Genomic DNA, 14,274 nt, shown 5'->3' with positions numbered 1-14,274 from the left:
AATCGAACGGGGCTTTCGCTTTGCCTTAATTAAGGCGTATAGTTTACGCCCGCAGAGTACTTGTTGCCCGCATTCCAGATGAGAAACTCATGAATGCCGGAGTCTTTGAGCGCTTGAATTTGGGCATCGACCTGCTCTTTGCCGTAATGGATGTAGCTGCCTTTGGCGAGCCAGGATGCGGTAAAATCTTGAATCCACGGCCGGGAGATCGGCGGTGTAGCAAGCGCGTCAAGCTTCTCCTTCTCACGTTTCGCATACTCCGTGACGAGGCGGTATGGCTCGGTATCTGGATGCTTGATACCGAAGTATCCGTCGCTCCAATGGCTCGGGTAGATCATGGACGAGATGACGTCTACATTATCCGAGATGCGGCTGAAATTCTGCCCGATGCCCGGCGCTTCCGGCAGGGTTGCGGAGTATCCGAAAATATCGACCGACACTTTCACGCCGTATGGCTTCAGCCGTTCCCTCGCATAATGCACGAAGTCCGTTACCGCATCGACGCGCAGCTGCGTGAAGCGTTCTTTTTCACTGAAGTCCGGCGACTTCGGCTTCGTCTTCTTGTAATCGCTAAGCGCCTTCTGTGCATCGTCCATCGCTTTCTTGTTCTCATCTGTTTGGCTTCCATTGTACGTAGAGGTGGAAGAATCGTAAGCCGTTTGCAGAGGAGCAAGCCCCGAATCGTAGCTGGCCGTTGCTTCCGAATAGGCTTTCTCTTCTTCGGCGAATTTGTTCGGCTTCTTGTCTTTGTACTCGCCCATCGAGTACTGAAGGATCTTGTCTCTGCTCTCGAACCCTTCCGGGAAGCGGACGTAGTCGAACTGGATTTCTTGGAAGCCGAGCTTCGCGGCTAGAATGGCGGCATCCACATTATGCTGCCAATTCGCTTCGAGGAACGGATTGATGAACCCGTCGCCGTTGCCGTTGCGCCACACTTTGCCGTCCATCACATAAGACAGCTCCGGATGCTTCTTCGCGAGTACCGTATCCTTGAACGCGACGATGCGGGCGATCGGATAGATGTTGTGGTCGTGCAGGGTCTTAATAAGGGCTTGCGGATCACGAATGTACGGCTGACCGAATTCGGCGAGATCGCCCTCGGGCTTGAATGTAATATAACCGTCGTCGTCCTTGATATCGATGACCATCGCATTCAGATCGGTATCATCCACCAGTTTCAGCAGCGATTGCATGCGCTCGCCGCCAGCCGACCAGCCCGTTACATAGATCCCGCGAACGGCATCGGGATACGGGAACTTGAACGGCGGTTCGAAAGCCGGCGTAGATGGCGAGGTTGATGGATCATCGGTTGGCGTAGTTGATGGGTCGTCCGTCGGCGTAGTGGCTGGATCATCCGATGGCGTCGTCGATGGATCGTCGGCAGGCGCTGTTGACGGGTCATTCGATGAGGTGTTACCGGCGTCATTGGATGGCGCAGAAGGCTGGTTATCCGTTGCAGGCGTTTGGGTGGAATCGTTATTCGAACTGGAAGCAGAGGGATCGGCTTCGTCTTTCGTCCCCGCGTTGTCCGTTTGGCTGGTAGAGTTACTCGGTGCCTTGTTCGCATTCGAGGTGGATGCGGAATTATTCGAACAAGCGGTTAACATGAGCAGCAGTGCGACCAGCAGCCAAGCGGAAAAATGTTTTTTCACAGCGTTTGCGCTCCTTTAGTTCGAGTTTACTAATCTATATGGCACGAGCTCACCTCGAATGCGTCACCTGATGAAAGTTCGAAGCGGAGCAGAACTTATTCGCCCGTGCTGCGTTTAAACGAGTACCTCATTTGGAAGGAGTAACCTACACATGCAACGCACCAAAACAATTGTCGCTCCGCTGCTAATCGCCACAGCCATGCTGGCTCAGGGAAGTTTCACAGCACACGCTGCTGATGCTTCTACTGCCGACCAGTCGCCTTTACTATATCTTGACGGTAAGACACTTCATGTTCCTGTCTTTATTGAGGACGGAATTAGTTTCGTACCTATGCGCCCGATCTTCGAGGCGGAAGGTGCGAAAGTCGTTTGGGATGAAACCGCTCATTCAATCACCGCGAAGAAGGATAGCGCTGTTATTACGTACAAGCTCGGGGACCAAGCGGCGTACAAAAATCAACAAAAGTTGGACCTTCCTGCTCCCGGACATCTCATAAACGGGCTGACGATGGTTCCACTGCGATTCGTAAGCGAGCTGCTAGGGAATGCGGTCAAATGGCATGAGGCTTTGCGCGCGATCTCGATCTCTTCGGCCCATACATTTGAAACGACGATTACATATGGCGTCAACATCCGAACAGTTCCGAATGGCGATGATTCGAAAACCGTAGACCGGATGCTGCCCAAAGGCGAACGCATTCATGTCCTTCGCGAAGTCGATGCGAACTGGCTGGAGGTGCAAACTGCGGAGGGCGGGATCGGATTTATTTCCGCCAAGCCGAAGTACACGGATTATACGAGTGTCAGCTTAGCCGACAAGCAAGCAGATGCGGTTATCGCATTCGGCGCAACCTATCTTGGCACGCATTATGAGTTTGGTGCGGATCCGAATCAGACGGCCACGTTTGATTGTTCTTCTTTTGTCAAACATGTCTTCGGCGAGGTGCTGTCCATTGAGCTTCCTCGGCTATCCTACGATCAGGCGAAGGTGGGCACGGAAGTGAAGCTCGAAGACTTGCGCAAAGGAGATTTGCTGTTCTTCAGCGCGCGAGGTCTCGATATTGGGCATGTTGGCATTTATGTGGGTAACGGACGAATCCTGCACACATACTCCGACAAGCTGGGCGTCCACTTTGAAAATTTTGATGGGCAGTGGAAGGATCGGTTGGTGACAGCGCGCCGAGTGATTAATTAGTGAAGTGAAGTGACGTGCTGCACCCAGCCCTTTTTCCAGCAATCCCGTTATCCGCCGTGCCGTTTCGCAGTTGGGAGAGTAATCTATCCATGGTAGATGCGAAGGAGATGATGGAATGCCTAGAAAAGGCGGCCGCGGCTTCTCGATCAAGAGCAAATGGACGAAGACCAAGTGGTTGCTGTCAGACCGCAGCTTAAGAGAATTCGTTCCGGAGACGAAGCAGTTTTCACTTAAAACGCTGAAACGAATGACCGGTAAATATAAAATGCTGTATTTCAAGCCGACAGGCGGTACAGGCGGCGGCGGAATCGCACGTATTATGCGGAGCTCCAAAGGAGGCTTCCATGTGCGCAAAGATTTGCGCTCGGCTAACGTTTCTTCAAGGGGCGCGCTGTATCGCAAGCTGAAGCGAATTGCGAACGGCAGGAGCTATCTCCTCCAAAAAGGCATCAAATTGCAAACATCCAAAGGCCGCCCGTTCGATTTCCGAATGACGGTCCAGCGGTCGAAGCGCCGCAAATGGGTGCCGACGGTCATGTTCGTTAAGCTCGGCAAGCCGGGCAAAATCGTGACGAACTATCATCAAGGCGGCAGGCTCGCGCTTATTGAACCGACTTTGCGGCGCTCAGGCTATAATAAGGCACAGGTTGCGAGTTATAAGAAGCAGTTGACGAAGCTCGGTATGGAGACGGGACGCTGCTTCGACCGGCGCACGAAGAAGCTTAACGAGCTTGGACTGGATGTCGCGCTTGATCGTGAAGGGAAGCTATGGATTCTCGAAGTGAATACGCGTCCGAGCTACAGCGCGCTCAAGTCACTGAAGGATAAGAGCTTCTATCGCAAAGTGGTGCGGTATGGCCGGAATTATGGACGATTGAGATAACGTTGAGCCGCCTAATGTGCGGCTCTTTTCTTTTCATGTTTATTTCAGAATTACTTGGTATATTTAAGATCTATGGCTGCACTTACAGGGGGTAAAGGGTTATGCGCATTTTGCTGGCCGAGGACGATGAGACGCTTGGGGAGCTAACCGAGCATCAGCTGAAGCGGCAATATCACGTTGTCGATTGGATGAAGGATGGTCTGCAGGCGAAGGAAGCGATTAAAGCAGGCAGCTATGATGTATACGTGCTTGATTGGATGCTGCCCGAGATGACTGGCCTCGAGCTTGTCCGAGAGATTCGCAGCAGGGAGGATCACACTCCGATTCTGCTGCTGACCGCTAGAGATGCGGTCCAAGATCGGGTTGAAGGGCTTCGCGCTGGGGCTGATGATTATATGATTAAACCTTTTGCCTTCGAGGAGTTGGAAGCAAGGCTCTTCGCATTGTCACGGCGGCAGGATCGAGATTACCAGTCATCGGACACGCTCTGTCTTGGCGATATAACGGCGCATCTAAGCAAGTTTACGGTCACAAGAGCAGGCACGGCAATTGCGCTGGCGCGGCGCGAGTTTCAACTGCTTGTCTGCTTGATGCGCCATGCGGGACAAGTGCTCTCCCGGGAGCAGCTGCTCGATCAGGTATGGGGGCTCGGTTCGGATGTAACGCTCAACGCAGTGGATGCGACGATCAAGCTGCTCCGCAAGAAGGTGGACGGGCCTTATGAGTCAAAATGTATCCAAAGCGTCTATGGTGCGGGCTACCGGTTCATGATAGGTGGGGAATAGCGCCATGTTCAAACGAACCCGAACCCGGTTAACGCGAGAGTTCTCGCTGACGGTTGGTATTATTCTGATGATCTCTGCGATCTTCTGCTTATGGATGGTGCAGCATATGCTGACGACTTCGCAGGACAATCAGCTGCGAACGTTAGGCAAGCAATATGTCTCGGAGCTGCAAAGCTTGGTAGAGTCTCCGAAGGGACAGATCGTATTCGATGCTGCGGTAGGCAAGGAAAAGTTCAATACGAATTTTGCACCAGCTGGGTTGCAGCTGAACCAGATGGCTTGGCTGTTTGATCCGAACGGGGAAGTCATATTTCAGTCAGAACCTACAAGCAAGCTTGTCCCAGGTGGGGCAAATTTCCCGATCACTGCTTTACTGCCGAGCCTGCTCAAAGTACCGGAGGATAATGTGTACCATAATGTTCATTCAGACGGCAGGACGTTTCGCATTGGCGGAATTGTTATTCCATCCGGTGATATAGAGAATTACCGAGTTATCGTCGCACAGGAAGTGACGAGCGATATCGTACTTATGAAGCAACTGCGCTGGGCATTCGCAGGCTTCGCTCTGCTCCTGCTTGCTGCTGGCGGAGCAGCCGGATTCGTGCTCGCGGGGCGAGCGATGGGGCCGATTGCTCGAGCGTTCAACAGGCAGGAGCAATTCACGTCTGACGCGTCGCACGAGCTGCGGACACCGCTCAGCATCCTGAAATCTGCGTTTGAAGTGTTGGAGGAACAGAGCGACAAGCTGCCGGATTTCCACCGTGGCGTGTTGACGAAATCGGGCAGGGAAATTCATCATATGAGCCGGTTGGTCGACAATTTGCTCTTGCTTGCGCGAAGCGACAGCGGGCGGATTGAACTTGTTGTCTCCCGATTCTCCCTGCGGTACACGATACGCCAAGTGATGGAGCAGCTGGAGCCAATCGCGGCGTCGAAGCTAGTTCAGCTGGAGTGGGGGAGCACTCAGGAGAACGAGGATGAAGCGATGGTCCAGGCTGATGAGGTTCGCATCCGTCAGCTCGTCCTGATATTGATCGAGAATGCGATCCAGTACAATCGTGAAGGCGGGAAGGTCACAGTGTCGCTCGCAGCTACGCCGCAGAAAACCTCATTCCTTGTGACGGATACCGGTATCGGCATCGAGGAGGAGCATCTGCCTCGGATATTCGAACGATTTTATCGGATGGATAAAGCTCGCACGCGCCGATCGGAAGGCACTGGACTTGGGCTTGCGATTGCGAAGCAGATCGTGGATGCACATCGCGCGAAAATCGACGTTTGGAGCGAGCCTGGGGTTGGGACAACTTTTCGTGTGACGCTGCCGAAGGTTTCAGATTCTTTTCAGAATGTTGACTTATCTTAATGATGCAGCCTCCCATAATGGTTGGGGGCAAACTTGAACAAGGATGGGATACACGATGAAGAGAAATTGGAAGCTCGCAGGTGCAGCGCTGCTGATCGCGATTGCAGTGCCGGTAACTGCTTATGCAGCGGCGGACAATCTGAACGGCAAGTCGGCGCAAGAGAAGAAGATTGCTGCGCAGAAAACAATTCAAGCAGGCGAGCAAGGGCAGAAGGCGAGGCAGGATGCTGGCGATTACAATCTGCTGGCTGCTTTCACGCTGCTCGGGATCGACAAAGCGGAGTTCGCCAAGCAGGTTCAAGCGGGCAAGTCATTCGCTGACATTGCGAAGGATCACGGTGTTACTCGCCAGCAGCTGATTGATGCCCTCGTATCCGACATCAACGCGAAGATCGATGCGTTGAAAGCGAAAGGCACAATCACTGCGCAGCAGGCTACGCAGAAGAAGCAAGCCGTGCTGAAAGAAGTAGGTGACTTCGTCGATCACACGCAGACGATGTTTGCGAAGAAGGAGAGCATGGCTGCAGCAGAAGGTAAGGACAAGGGGATCAACGTCGATTCCTATGTGATTGCCACTACGAAGCTCGGTCTCGATAAAGCAGGTTTCCAGCAAGCGGTTGAGGATGGCAAGTCTCTCGCGGATATCGCGAAAGAGAAGGGCATAGAGCTTCAGCCGCTTATCGATGCGCAAACGGCGGAAATCGTGAAAGCGATTCAGTCGAAACTGGGCGATAAGACGCTTACTGCGGAAGAGCAGGAGAACGTGAAGAAGAAGGCTTCGATGGAAGCAGAACGGATCTTCACGGCGCCGCTGAACAAAGAGGATGAGAAGGAGCGGGGCGGCGGCGGTTATAACATGCAGGCTGCACTAGAATTGATCGGCATCGACAAAGCGACGTTCGCCGAGCAGGTTCAAGGGGGCAAATCCTTCGCCGATATCGCGAAGGATCATGGCGTAACCCGCCAGCAGCTGATCGATGCGCTAATGTCCGACGTGAATGCGAAGCTCGCTGAGGTGCAAGCAAACGGCGACGCGACTGCAGAGCAGGTGGATCAGAAGAAGCAGGCAGCGCTGAAGGAAGTCGAGGATTTCGTGGATCATACATCGTCGATGTTCGAGATGAAAGAGAAGAAAGTGCAAGTAGACAAGAAGGCGCAAGAAGAGAAGAAATAGGATAGATTGAAGGCTGCCGACGAGGGCGGCCTTTTTTTATGTACAACGTGGAGTATGCATGTTAAAATCGCCATTAATGCGTTTATAGGGGGAAAGCAAGGTGGTTTTAACAGGGGCGGTTGTTAACGCAGCTGCAATAATCGGGGGTGGTGCGCTAGGCATCGTCATCCCACGGGTCAAAGAAGAGATGAAGAAGACCGTCATGGCTGCGCTCGGTATGCTGGTGCTGGTGCTTGGGATCGGGATGGCGCTCAAGTCCGATAATTTTGTCCTGGTCGCGTTCAGCTTGGCGATCGGGGGCATTGTTGGAGAATTGCTTGCAATTGAGCACAGGCTTCGGCAGCTGGGCGATCGATTGCAGCGGCTTGTAGCCAAAGATAAACAGAGCAATATCGCGGAAGGCTTCGTGACGACGACGCTCGTCTTCTGCATCGGTGCGATGGCGGTACTTGGATCGATTGAGAGCGGACTGCACGATAATCATAATATTTTGTACACGAAATCGATTCTGGATGGATTTCTGGCACTTCTCTTCGCGTCGACGCTCGGAATCGGCGTGCTGTTCTCCTCGCTGCCGATCTTGATTTACGAAGGGCTGCTTTCGGTGCTTGCGTCGATGATTACGACGTGGATCGGTCAGACGATGCTCGATGCGATGATCGTCGAAGTGACCTCGATCGGCGGCATCTTGATTATGGGAATTGGAATCAACATCTTGAATGTAATGCGGATAAAGGTGGCTAATTTACTGCCTGCTATTCTTATCGGGGCACTGATGGTGCCGGTGTTGAAATGGTTCGGAGGGTAATCGAAAGCAAGGATTTGGCGTTCGTGATGTCGAAATAGATGAGTAAAATACCGGGCTATGAGGTGGTTGCGTTGAAGAAGGTTTCTCTTGTTGCTGCGATCTCTGAACTGTTGGAAGGGATCTCGAATTTGTATGCGAGTGCTAGAGATTCGGGGGATTCATTGACATCGACATCGAAATCGGCATCGGCATGCCCTGCATGCGGAGGTACAGGCATTGTGACTGGTGACCTTGATCCTCGCCGGATGATCGCGCCGGAACTTTCGCTGTGGAATGGAGCAGTGCTGCTGTGGGCGGGAACGGACTGCGGACCAGTGGCGAAGATTAAAGTGCTGGCTGCTAGGATCGGGATCGACTACAAGAAGCCGCTTGCCCAGCAGGAAGAACAATTTGTAGACATTTTGCTGCATGGGTATGCTCATGAACCTGTCACCTACGTTCACAAGAAAGTGGTAAAGACGGCCTTCTATAATGGATGTGTGACCGACCTGAAGTATATGCGGGATAAAGGAACGGTTAGTAAGGGAATATTGCGGGCGATTAAGCTGTTCTCGCTTCATGAGCAGTGTCCTGCGTGTGAGGGGAACTTGGCGGAACAGGTGAGGCTGCTGCAAGGCTATTCGCTTTCTGATATCAAGCAATTGCCAATCTCCGAGTCGCTTCAGGTTGTCCTGAAGCTGCGCGAGATGCTGGATGAGGAGCAGTCCGATCGATATGGCGAGCTGATAGAATATGTGAGTATGCATTTGGAATATTTACATAAAATTGGGATGAGGTCACTTTCGCAGTTCGATGTGAGAGTGCCAGTGCGTCCGGAAATAGTACCCTAAGGGATAGAGGTGAAGTCCATCCATGGACCGCAGTTCAATTCAACTCCTTGCGCCATCGAACGAGGAAGATAAGGAATGGCTCCGTAACTTGTGGATCACGGAGTGGGGCGGCGAGCTGATGATCAGTAGAGGTAGACAATTCTACTTGCAGGATGTAGAAGCGGTCGTCGCTTGGGCAGATGGTGTGCGAGTAGGAGCGGCAACCTATCAGGTTCGCAGGGATGAGAGCGAGCTCACGAGTCTTAATGTTATGACTAGCGGCCAAGGGATTGGAAGTGCGCTGCTTGCGGCTGTTGAGCAACTTGTCAAGCAGGCGGGGGAGAACCGGTTCATCATCATCACGACGAACGATAATATGGATGCGCTTCGATTTTATCAGCGCCTCGGGTATCGGATTAGTTCGATCTATATTGACGCTGTAACGGAATCAAGGAAATCGAAGCCGTCTATTCCATTGCTGGGGTATTACCATATTCCGATTCGTGATGAGATTGAGCTGGAGAAGATGTTGTAAAAGAATAAATAAGGACATTCGTCTGTCCATCCTCAGACACCACCCATTCGGGACCGGTGTCTATTTGTCTTGCAGTGTCATGAAAACATTTCATGCCTCGCTAGTTCATTGTCCCATTCGCGTTCCCTATGAAATGTATACCTTGTAAGGATGGAGATAGATTAATAGATTCAGATGGATGTGGAGGATGGAGGAGCGATGAAAATAATCGTAAACGACAAAGAGTTGAAGGAATATTTTGAAGGGCTCGCTAATTTGCTGATGCGGCGAAATCCTGTACAGCCGCCGGCAGAGGAACCGATTGACTCGTCAACGCTCATAGCTGAGCTGCGTCAGACGATCCGAGAGGAGCTCAGTACAATTGGATTAGCGGCGCAGCTAGACGCCGGCGCACTCGGTGTCAATAAGCTCGGCCGCGTGTTTGAGCCATATACAGGAAAGCCGGCAGAGCTGTTAACGCCAGCCGGTACAGTGGAAGGGACAATTTCGAAGGTGGGCGGCGACTTTCTGGTCGTACGTGAAGCTGGAGGGACGAGCGTGATGGTGCCTCTGGAACAGCTGGTTTCCTTCCAACTAACAGGAAAGCAGGTGGATCGATGATTGAAGAGCTGCAATCGCTTGTGAACAAGGAGATTCAAATCGCGAGTGCCTTGGAGACGATCCAAGGTACGCTTGTGTCGGTAGACGGCACTGCGGTGACGCTCCGCACTTCGGAGCTTTTCGGCTATGAGAGCGGCAGCTATGCCATCATTCAGCTGCGCTTCATTTCGTATATTCGGCTGCTGTAACAAGCGGCATATTTGCAGCATTAGGGAGGAGAGGCAAGTGTCTTTTCAACGTGTACCAGGACTTGTGAGCATAGTCATTACCGTCTACAACAAGGTTCCTTATTTGACGGATTGCTTGACTAGCCTGTTGAATCAGAGTTATTCGAACTGGGAGCTCATTGTTATTGATGATGCATCCACGGATGGGTCATATGAATTTGTACTGAATTGGCTTAACGAGAACGAGCCGCTGCTGCGTGAGGCTAAGGGCATTTATACGCTGCGGCTTCCACGCAATTCAGGCTATGCAGGTGCGATAACAGCGGGGATGTATCTTGCAAAAGGCGAGTATATCGCGATCCAGGATGCGGATGATCTGTCCCATTCAGAGCGTCTTGCGAAGCAGGTTCGTTACATGAGCGAAAATCCGCATATCGATCTGCTCGGCACGAACTACGAAGTGTTCGAGGATGGCAAGCCGGAGCGCCGGACACCTGTATATTGGCTCAAATACGGCAGTCAGATCGGGAAGGTCTATGCAGATGGCGGGCACTGTATCTGCCACGGGACGGTGATGTTCCGCGGTCAAGTGTTTGATCGCATCGGCGGTCATACTCGGCGAATCGAAGGCGCGGAGGATTACGAGTTTATAGCAAAAGTAATCAAACCCGGTGCGAGGAACGTTGAAAATTTACGGGAGGTGCTGTACTACTACCGCAAGCACCAGAAACAGCGTTCGCGCAACTACTTTGGCAAGTCGCAGAAGGAGCATGGACATGAGACATAACCGCCGAATCCGGCTGCTCATGGTCATGGACAGCTTGTCCGTAGGCGGAACGGAAACCTATGTACTGAGCCTTATTAAAACTTTTCCCTCGCTCGGCATCATGCCTGTTTACGCAGGAGGGACTGGCGTGATGTACGATGCTTTTGCCCGGGCCGGGTGCCCGATTCATCGGGTAGATCTGATGGCGGGACAGCTAATGGAACCGGAGCAGCAGATTAAAGCAGAACGTGCGTTAACGCAAATCATGCGAGCGCGCAAGATTGACTTGGTGCATATCCACCAGACACCGTCCGGCTTGTACGCAGCCGAAGCGGCAAGGAAGCTGGGCATCCCCGTCGTTTTCACGGTGCATGGTGCTTATTATCCACCGGATCAGCTTCAGCAGATGAAGGCTGCCGGCTGCTCTTTCGTTAGCGTGAGTCTCCCGGTACAAGCTTATCTGGATCGTCAAGGCATCTCGTCGCATGTTATTGCGAACGGCGTTGATTTTGAACAATATCGCTCCGAATCTTCAGCCGAGCTGCGATCTCGCCTCCTGATTCCGGACGGAGAGAAGATCGTTGTCTACGCATCAAGGCTGGCATGGGATAAGGCGGCTGTATGTGCAATGCTCGTGCGAGCGGCACGCTCGATTCACCTAAGCGGTTCGATTCCGCTTCACGTTGTCATTGCGGGATCAGGCAATCAGGCTGGGGCAATTGCTGAGCTTGCGGAGACGGTGAATCTCGAATGCGACACATCACTCGTTCAGCTGGTCGGCAGTCAGATGCAAATGCGCGATTACTACAATCTCGGTGACCTTGTCGTCGGAACGGGACGAGTTGCGCTCGAGGCTATGGCGTGCGGCAAGCCTGTGCTGGCGATAGGCAATCACGGATATTTTGGCTTTGTCGATGAGCCTTTCTATGATGAAGCTTGGCAGTATTATTTTGGCGACCATGACTCTAAGGAGCGGCCATCCGAGCAGCGAATCGGTGAGGCGATCAGCGAAGCATTCGCTTCCGCTGACAAGCTGGAGGATATGGGACGGCAAGGTCAAGCATGGGCGCGAGCGAATTTTCATATCCGCGACAAAGCATTGCAGATGAAGCAGCTATACAGCTCTCTGCTTCCAAATATTTGATAGGAATGGAGTGAACGTAAGCGTTATGCGAAAAGTGTTGTATCTAGGGTGGATTGGCTTCAACAATCTTGGGGACGAGTGGATGTGGGAGATGTTCAAAACGATGGCGAATGCGCATCTGAAGGAGGATGAGTACAGTGTCATTCCATCGCTCCCAAATGTGGAGTGGAAGAAAGTAAGCGAGTACGATACGATCGTTCTCGGCGGCGGATCGCTCATCGTTCCAGGTTATGTCGATCTAGTGCATGAGGCAATGGAGCTCGGCAAGACCATCATCATCTGGGGCAGCGGGCACGACCGGCTTCATAAATGGGATCCATCGTCACCAGATGGGCTGAAGCCGGAGGCAGCAGTTGAGACGGAGCGGTATCGTCAGAAGCTCAAAGCGATCATGGAACACAGCGTCTACTGCGGTGTACGTGGACCATGGACGAAGGATTATATCGAATCACTTGGCGCATTGCCGAAGCATTTAGTAATCAGTGGAGATTCCGCGATGCTGATGAACGCGCTGGAGCCGGCATCTGCAGCACAATCCGCCTTGAATGACATGCAGGCTAGAGAGAAAACGATTGGCATCAACTGGGGAACATCTTATAATCGGATCTATGGCGGCAACGAGGAACGGTTGGAGAATGCGCTGGCAGAAGCGGGTCGCACCTTGCTTGCACTCGGCTATAAGTTGCACCTGTACGCGGTCTGGGGTCCGGACGGTGAGGCGCTGGCACGGCTGTATCGGAAGCTTGGCCAAGATGATCGCGTAACGGTCGATCCCGAAGTATATACTGCCGTGGAATATGTGAAACTGCTGGCTGGCTTCGAAGCGACAATTAACTTCAAGCTGCACGCCAATCTGTTATCTGCTGTGGCGAATGTGCCTTTTGTCTGCATCGGTTATCGGTTCAAAAGCTTCGACTACATGTATGGATTAGACTTAGCTGATTGGATCATTGCCTCTGATGATCTGCTGATGGCTGAGAAGCTGGTGGAGAAAGTCGGGGCAGCAGCAGCAGGGCGGGAAGGGTATATCAGCAAGCTGGACGAGGGGCGGCGGACTGCTTATCAATCGCTCGTTACGCCATTTCGGGAGCGTTTATTTTAACGCCAATCGGTGTTGAAAGGAAGTATCATTTTGCGCAAAATACGAAATAGAATTTGGATACCAGCCGTGGAGCCTGACACGAATTATACGACGGTAGCGGATAAAGTGAATAACGCGGTGGAGGGCGTAAAGCCAGGTTCGATTATTTTGCTTCATCCGATGTACGATAAGACGGGCGATGAACTGAAGGTTGTCGAAGGGATACTGGATGCGCTTAGTAAGCAAGGGTATCGATTTGTTACGGTGAATGAGCTGCTTCAATATGATGCTGACGCAGCCGAATAATTTGAAAATGCTAAGAGGCTGCCGTGGGGGGCAGCCATTATTTTTGTTCAGCTACGTTCATCTCTAGCGCCTGAAGCGTTTAAAAAGATAGTTGATCGCCGCCGACATGGACTCTTTCTTCTGCTTCTCTTGATCGGCCCGTTCTAATGCGAGCAGACTAATGCTATAGCCAAGTATGGCAAGTGACGAGGATATCTTCGCGAGATCGGCGGAAGTGACCTCTTTGTTCGGATCCATCTGTAATCGCCCCTTTGGTGAACTAATCTTTTTCCGTACGAGCTTTCAATACAGCAAACAATCCAAATAAATCGCCGATTACAACGATCACCGCGGAGAGCAAAGCGAGGTCATCGGCCGATAATTCCTTCAGCTCCGGAATTTCTGGAATTTCATTCATTCTCTTTGCCATCCGAATTGCCCCTTGTATCGTTCAATGATAACAGCCTATGCGAATCGCGTTCAGAACGCGTAGGCGAACGTACAGAAAGTGGCACAGGCGTCTAAATTTAATTTGTGCGGGCAGGATAGTGCGGCAGGCGTGTGGAAAATAATAGCGCAGGGTAATCGAAACAAAAATAAGGAGAGAAGCTTCTATGTCATTTGTGAATAGACTCGGCAGTGTGATGGTATACGTCAATAATCAAGATGCAGCCAAAGAGTTCTGGACGGAAAAGCTTGGTTTTGCCGTCATTAACGAAGAGGATAACGGTGGGGGCTTCCGATTCATCGAGGTGGCACCAACTGGGCAATCCGAAACAAGCATCGTCCTCCATAACAAGGAATTCGTCGCGAAGATGTCGCCGGAATTGAATATGGGCACGCCTTCTCTCATGTTCTTCTCTGATCATTTGGATGAGTTCTACAGCGACTTGAAAAATAAAAATGTGACGGTCGGCGAGCTCGTGACGATGCCGTTCGGCAGAGTCTTCAACTTCTGTGATGACGAATCGAACTATTTCGCTGTCATGGAGAAGAAATAAGAATCGGTCAATTGAAAAAAGAACCA

At 51.9% G+C, this 14,274-nt stretch carries 17 protein-coding genes and 1 pseudogene; 15 read left to right on the top strand and 3 right to left on the bottom strand.

Annotated features, from left to right (window positions below; all coding sequences use genetic code 11):
• Positions 1-29: 29 nt before the first annotated feature.
• The gene (locus A8990_RS08535) at positions 30-1,652 is read right to left on the bottom strand and encodes a putative glycoside hydrolase (protein WP_116188588.1); all 1,623 of its coding nucleotides are present in this window, start codon (positions 1,650-1,652) and stop codon (positions 30-32) included.
• A 151-nt stretch (positions 1,653-1,803) separates the two neighbouring features.
• Between A8990_RS08535 and A8990_RS08530 the strand changes: the two genes are divergently transcribed.
• The 14 genes and pseudogenes from A8990_RS08530 to A8990_RS08465 form a co-directional block, all read left to right on the top strand.
• Positions 1,804-2,847: a stalk domain-containing protein gene (locus tag A8990_RS08530; RefSeq protein ID WP_116188587.1), complete on the top strand. Its 1,044-nt coding sequence runs from the start codon at positions 1,804-1,806 to the stop codon at positions 2,845-2,847.
• A gap of 115 nt (positions 2,848-2,962) precedes the next feature.
• Entirely contained in the window at positions 2,963-3,730 is a 768-nt protein-coding gene (locus A8990_RS08525) for a YheC/YheD family protein (RefSeq protein ID WP_116188586.1), read from the top strand.
• A gap of 101 nt (positions 3,731-3,831) precedes the next feature.
• On the top strand, positions 3,832-4,515 hold the full coding sequence (locus A8990_RS08520) for a response regulator transcription factor (RefSeq protein WP_116188585.1): 684 nt from the start codon (positions 3,832-3,834) through the stop codon (positions 4,513-4,515).
• 4 nt (positions 4,516-4,519) lie between these two features.
• The gene (locus tag A8990_RS08515) at positions 4,520-5,878 is read left to right on the top strand and encodes a sensor histidine kinase (protein WP_116188584.1); all 1,359 of its coding nucleotides are present in this window, start codon (positions 4,520-4,522) and stop codon (positions 5,876-5,878) included.
• A gap of 55 nt (positions 5,879-5,933) precedes the next feature.
• Entirely contained in the window at positions 5,934-7,052 is a 1,119-nt protein-coding gene (locus A8990_RS08510) for a hypothetical protein (RefSeq protein WP_116188583.1), read from the top strand.
• A gap of 100 nt (positions 7,053-7,152) precedes the next feature.
• Entirely contained in the window at positions 7,153-7,860 is a 708-nt protein-coding gene (locus tag A8990_RS08505) for a DUF554 domain-containing protein (RefSeq protein ID WP_116188582.1), read from the top strand.
• Positions 7,861-7,898: 38 nt separating this feature from the next.
• Positions 7,899-8,690 (top strand): hypothetical protein, encoded by a 792-nt coding sequence (locus tag A8990_RS08500; RefSeq protein ID WP_147306788.1) that lies wholly within the window; start codon positions 7,899-7,901, stop codon positions 8,688-8,690.
• Positions 8,691-8,712: 22 nt separating this feature from the next.
• A complete protein-coding gene (locus A8990_RS08495) occupies positions 8,713-9,204 on the top strand; it encodes a GNAT family N-acetyltransferase (protein ID WP_116188580.1) in 492 nt (163 codons plus the stop codon).
• A gap of 198 nt (positions 9,205-9,402) precedes the next feature.
• A complete protein-coding gene (locus A8990_RS08490) occupies positions 9,403-9,804 on the top strand; it encodes a hypothetical protein (protein ID WP_116188579.1) in 402 nt (133 codons plus the stop codon).
• Entirely contained in the window at positions 9,801-9,992 is a 192-nt protein-coding gene (locus tag A8990_RS08485; protein WP_116188578.1) for a hypothetical protein, read from the top strand. Before A8990_RS08490 ends, A8990_RS08485 begins: the two co-directional genes overlap by 4 nt.
• Before the next feature lie 37 nt (positions 9,993-10,029).
• Positions 10,030-10,758, top strand: a complete 729-nt coding sequence (locus A8990_RS08480) for a glycosyltransferase family 2 protein (RefSeq protein WP_116188577.1) — start codon at positions 10,030-10,032, stop codon at positions 10,756-10,758.
• On the top strand, positions 10,748-11,881 hold the full coding sequence (locus A8990_RS08475) for a glycosyltransferase (protein WP_116188576.1): 1,134 nt from the start codon (positions 10,748-10,750) through the stop codon (positions 11,879-11,881). Before A8990_RS08480 ends, A8990_RS08475 begins: the two co-directional genes overlap by 11 nt.
• Before the next feature lie 25 nt (positions 11,882-11,906).
• Entirely contained in the window at positions 11,907-12,983 is a 1,077-nt protein-coding gene (locus A8990_RS08470) for a polysaccharide pyruvyl transferase family protein (protein ID WP_116188575.1), read from the top strand.
• 66 nt (positions 12,984-13,049) lie between these two features.
• Positions 13,050-13,268, top strand: a pseudogene (locus A8990_RS08465) (polysaccharide deacetylase family protein); the annotation flags it as partial.
• A gap of 63 nt (positions 13,269-13,331) precedes the next feature.
• On the opposite strand, the gene A8990_RS31475 reads toward A8990_RS08465, so the two are convergent.
• Positions 13,332-13,505: a hypothetical protein gene (locus A8990_RS31475; protein ID WP_181909469.1), complete on the bottom strand. Its 174-nt coding sequence runs from the start codon at positions 13,503-13,505 to the stop codon at positions 13,332-13,334.
• Between the two features lie 22 nt (positions 13,506-13,527).
• Complete coding sequence (locus A8990_RS31470) at positions 13,528-13,677, bottom strand: hypothetical protein (protein WP_181909468.1); 150 nt, start codon at positions 13,675-13,677, stop codon at positions 13,528-13,530.
• A gap of 184 nt (positions 13,678-13,861) precedes the next feature.
• On the opposite strand from A8990_RS31470, the gene A8990_RS08460 reads away from it, so the two are divergent.
• Positions 13,862-14,248: a VOC family protein gene (locus A8990_RS08460; protein ID WP_116188574.1), complete on the top strand. Its 387-nt coding sequence runs from the start codon at positions 13,862-13,864 to the stop codon at positions 14,246-14,248.
• Positions 14,249-14,274: the final 26 nt, after the last annotated feature.

The sequence above is a fragment of the Paenibacillus taihuensis genome (assembly GCF_003386535.1).
Classification (GTDB): domain Bacteria; phylum Bacillota; class Bacilli; order Paenibacillales; family Paenibacillaceae; genus Paenibacillus_Z; species Paenibacillus_Z taihuensis.
This window is presented reverse-complemented; position numbering and strand designations above follow the sequence as displayed.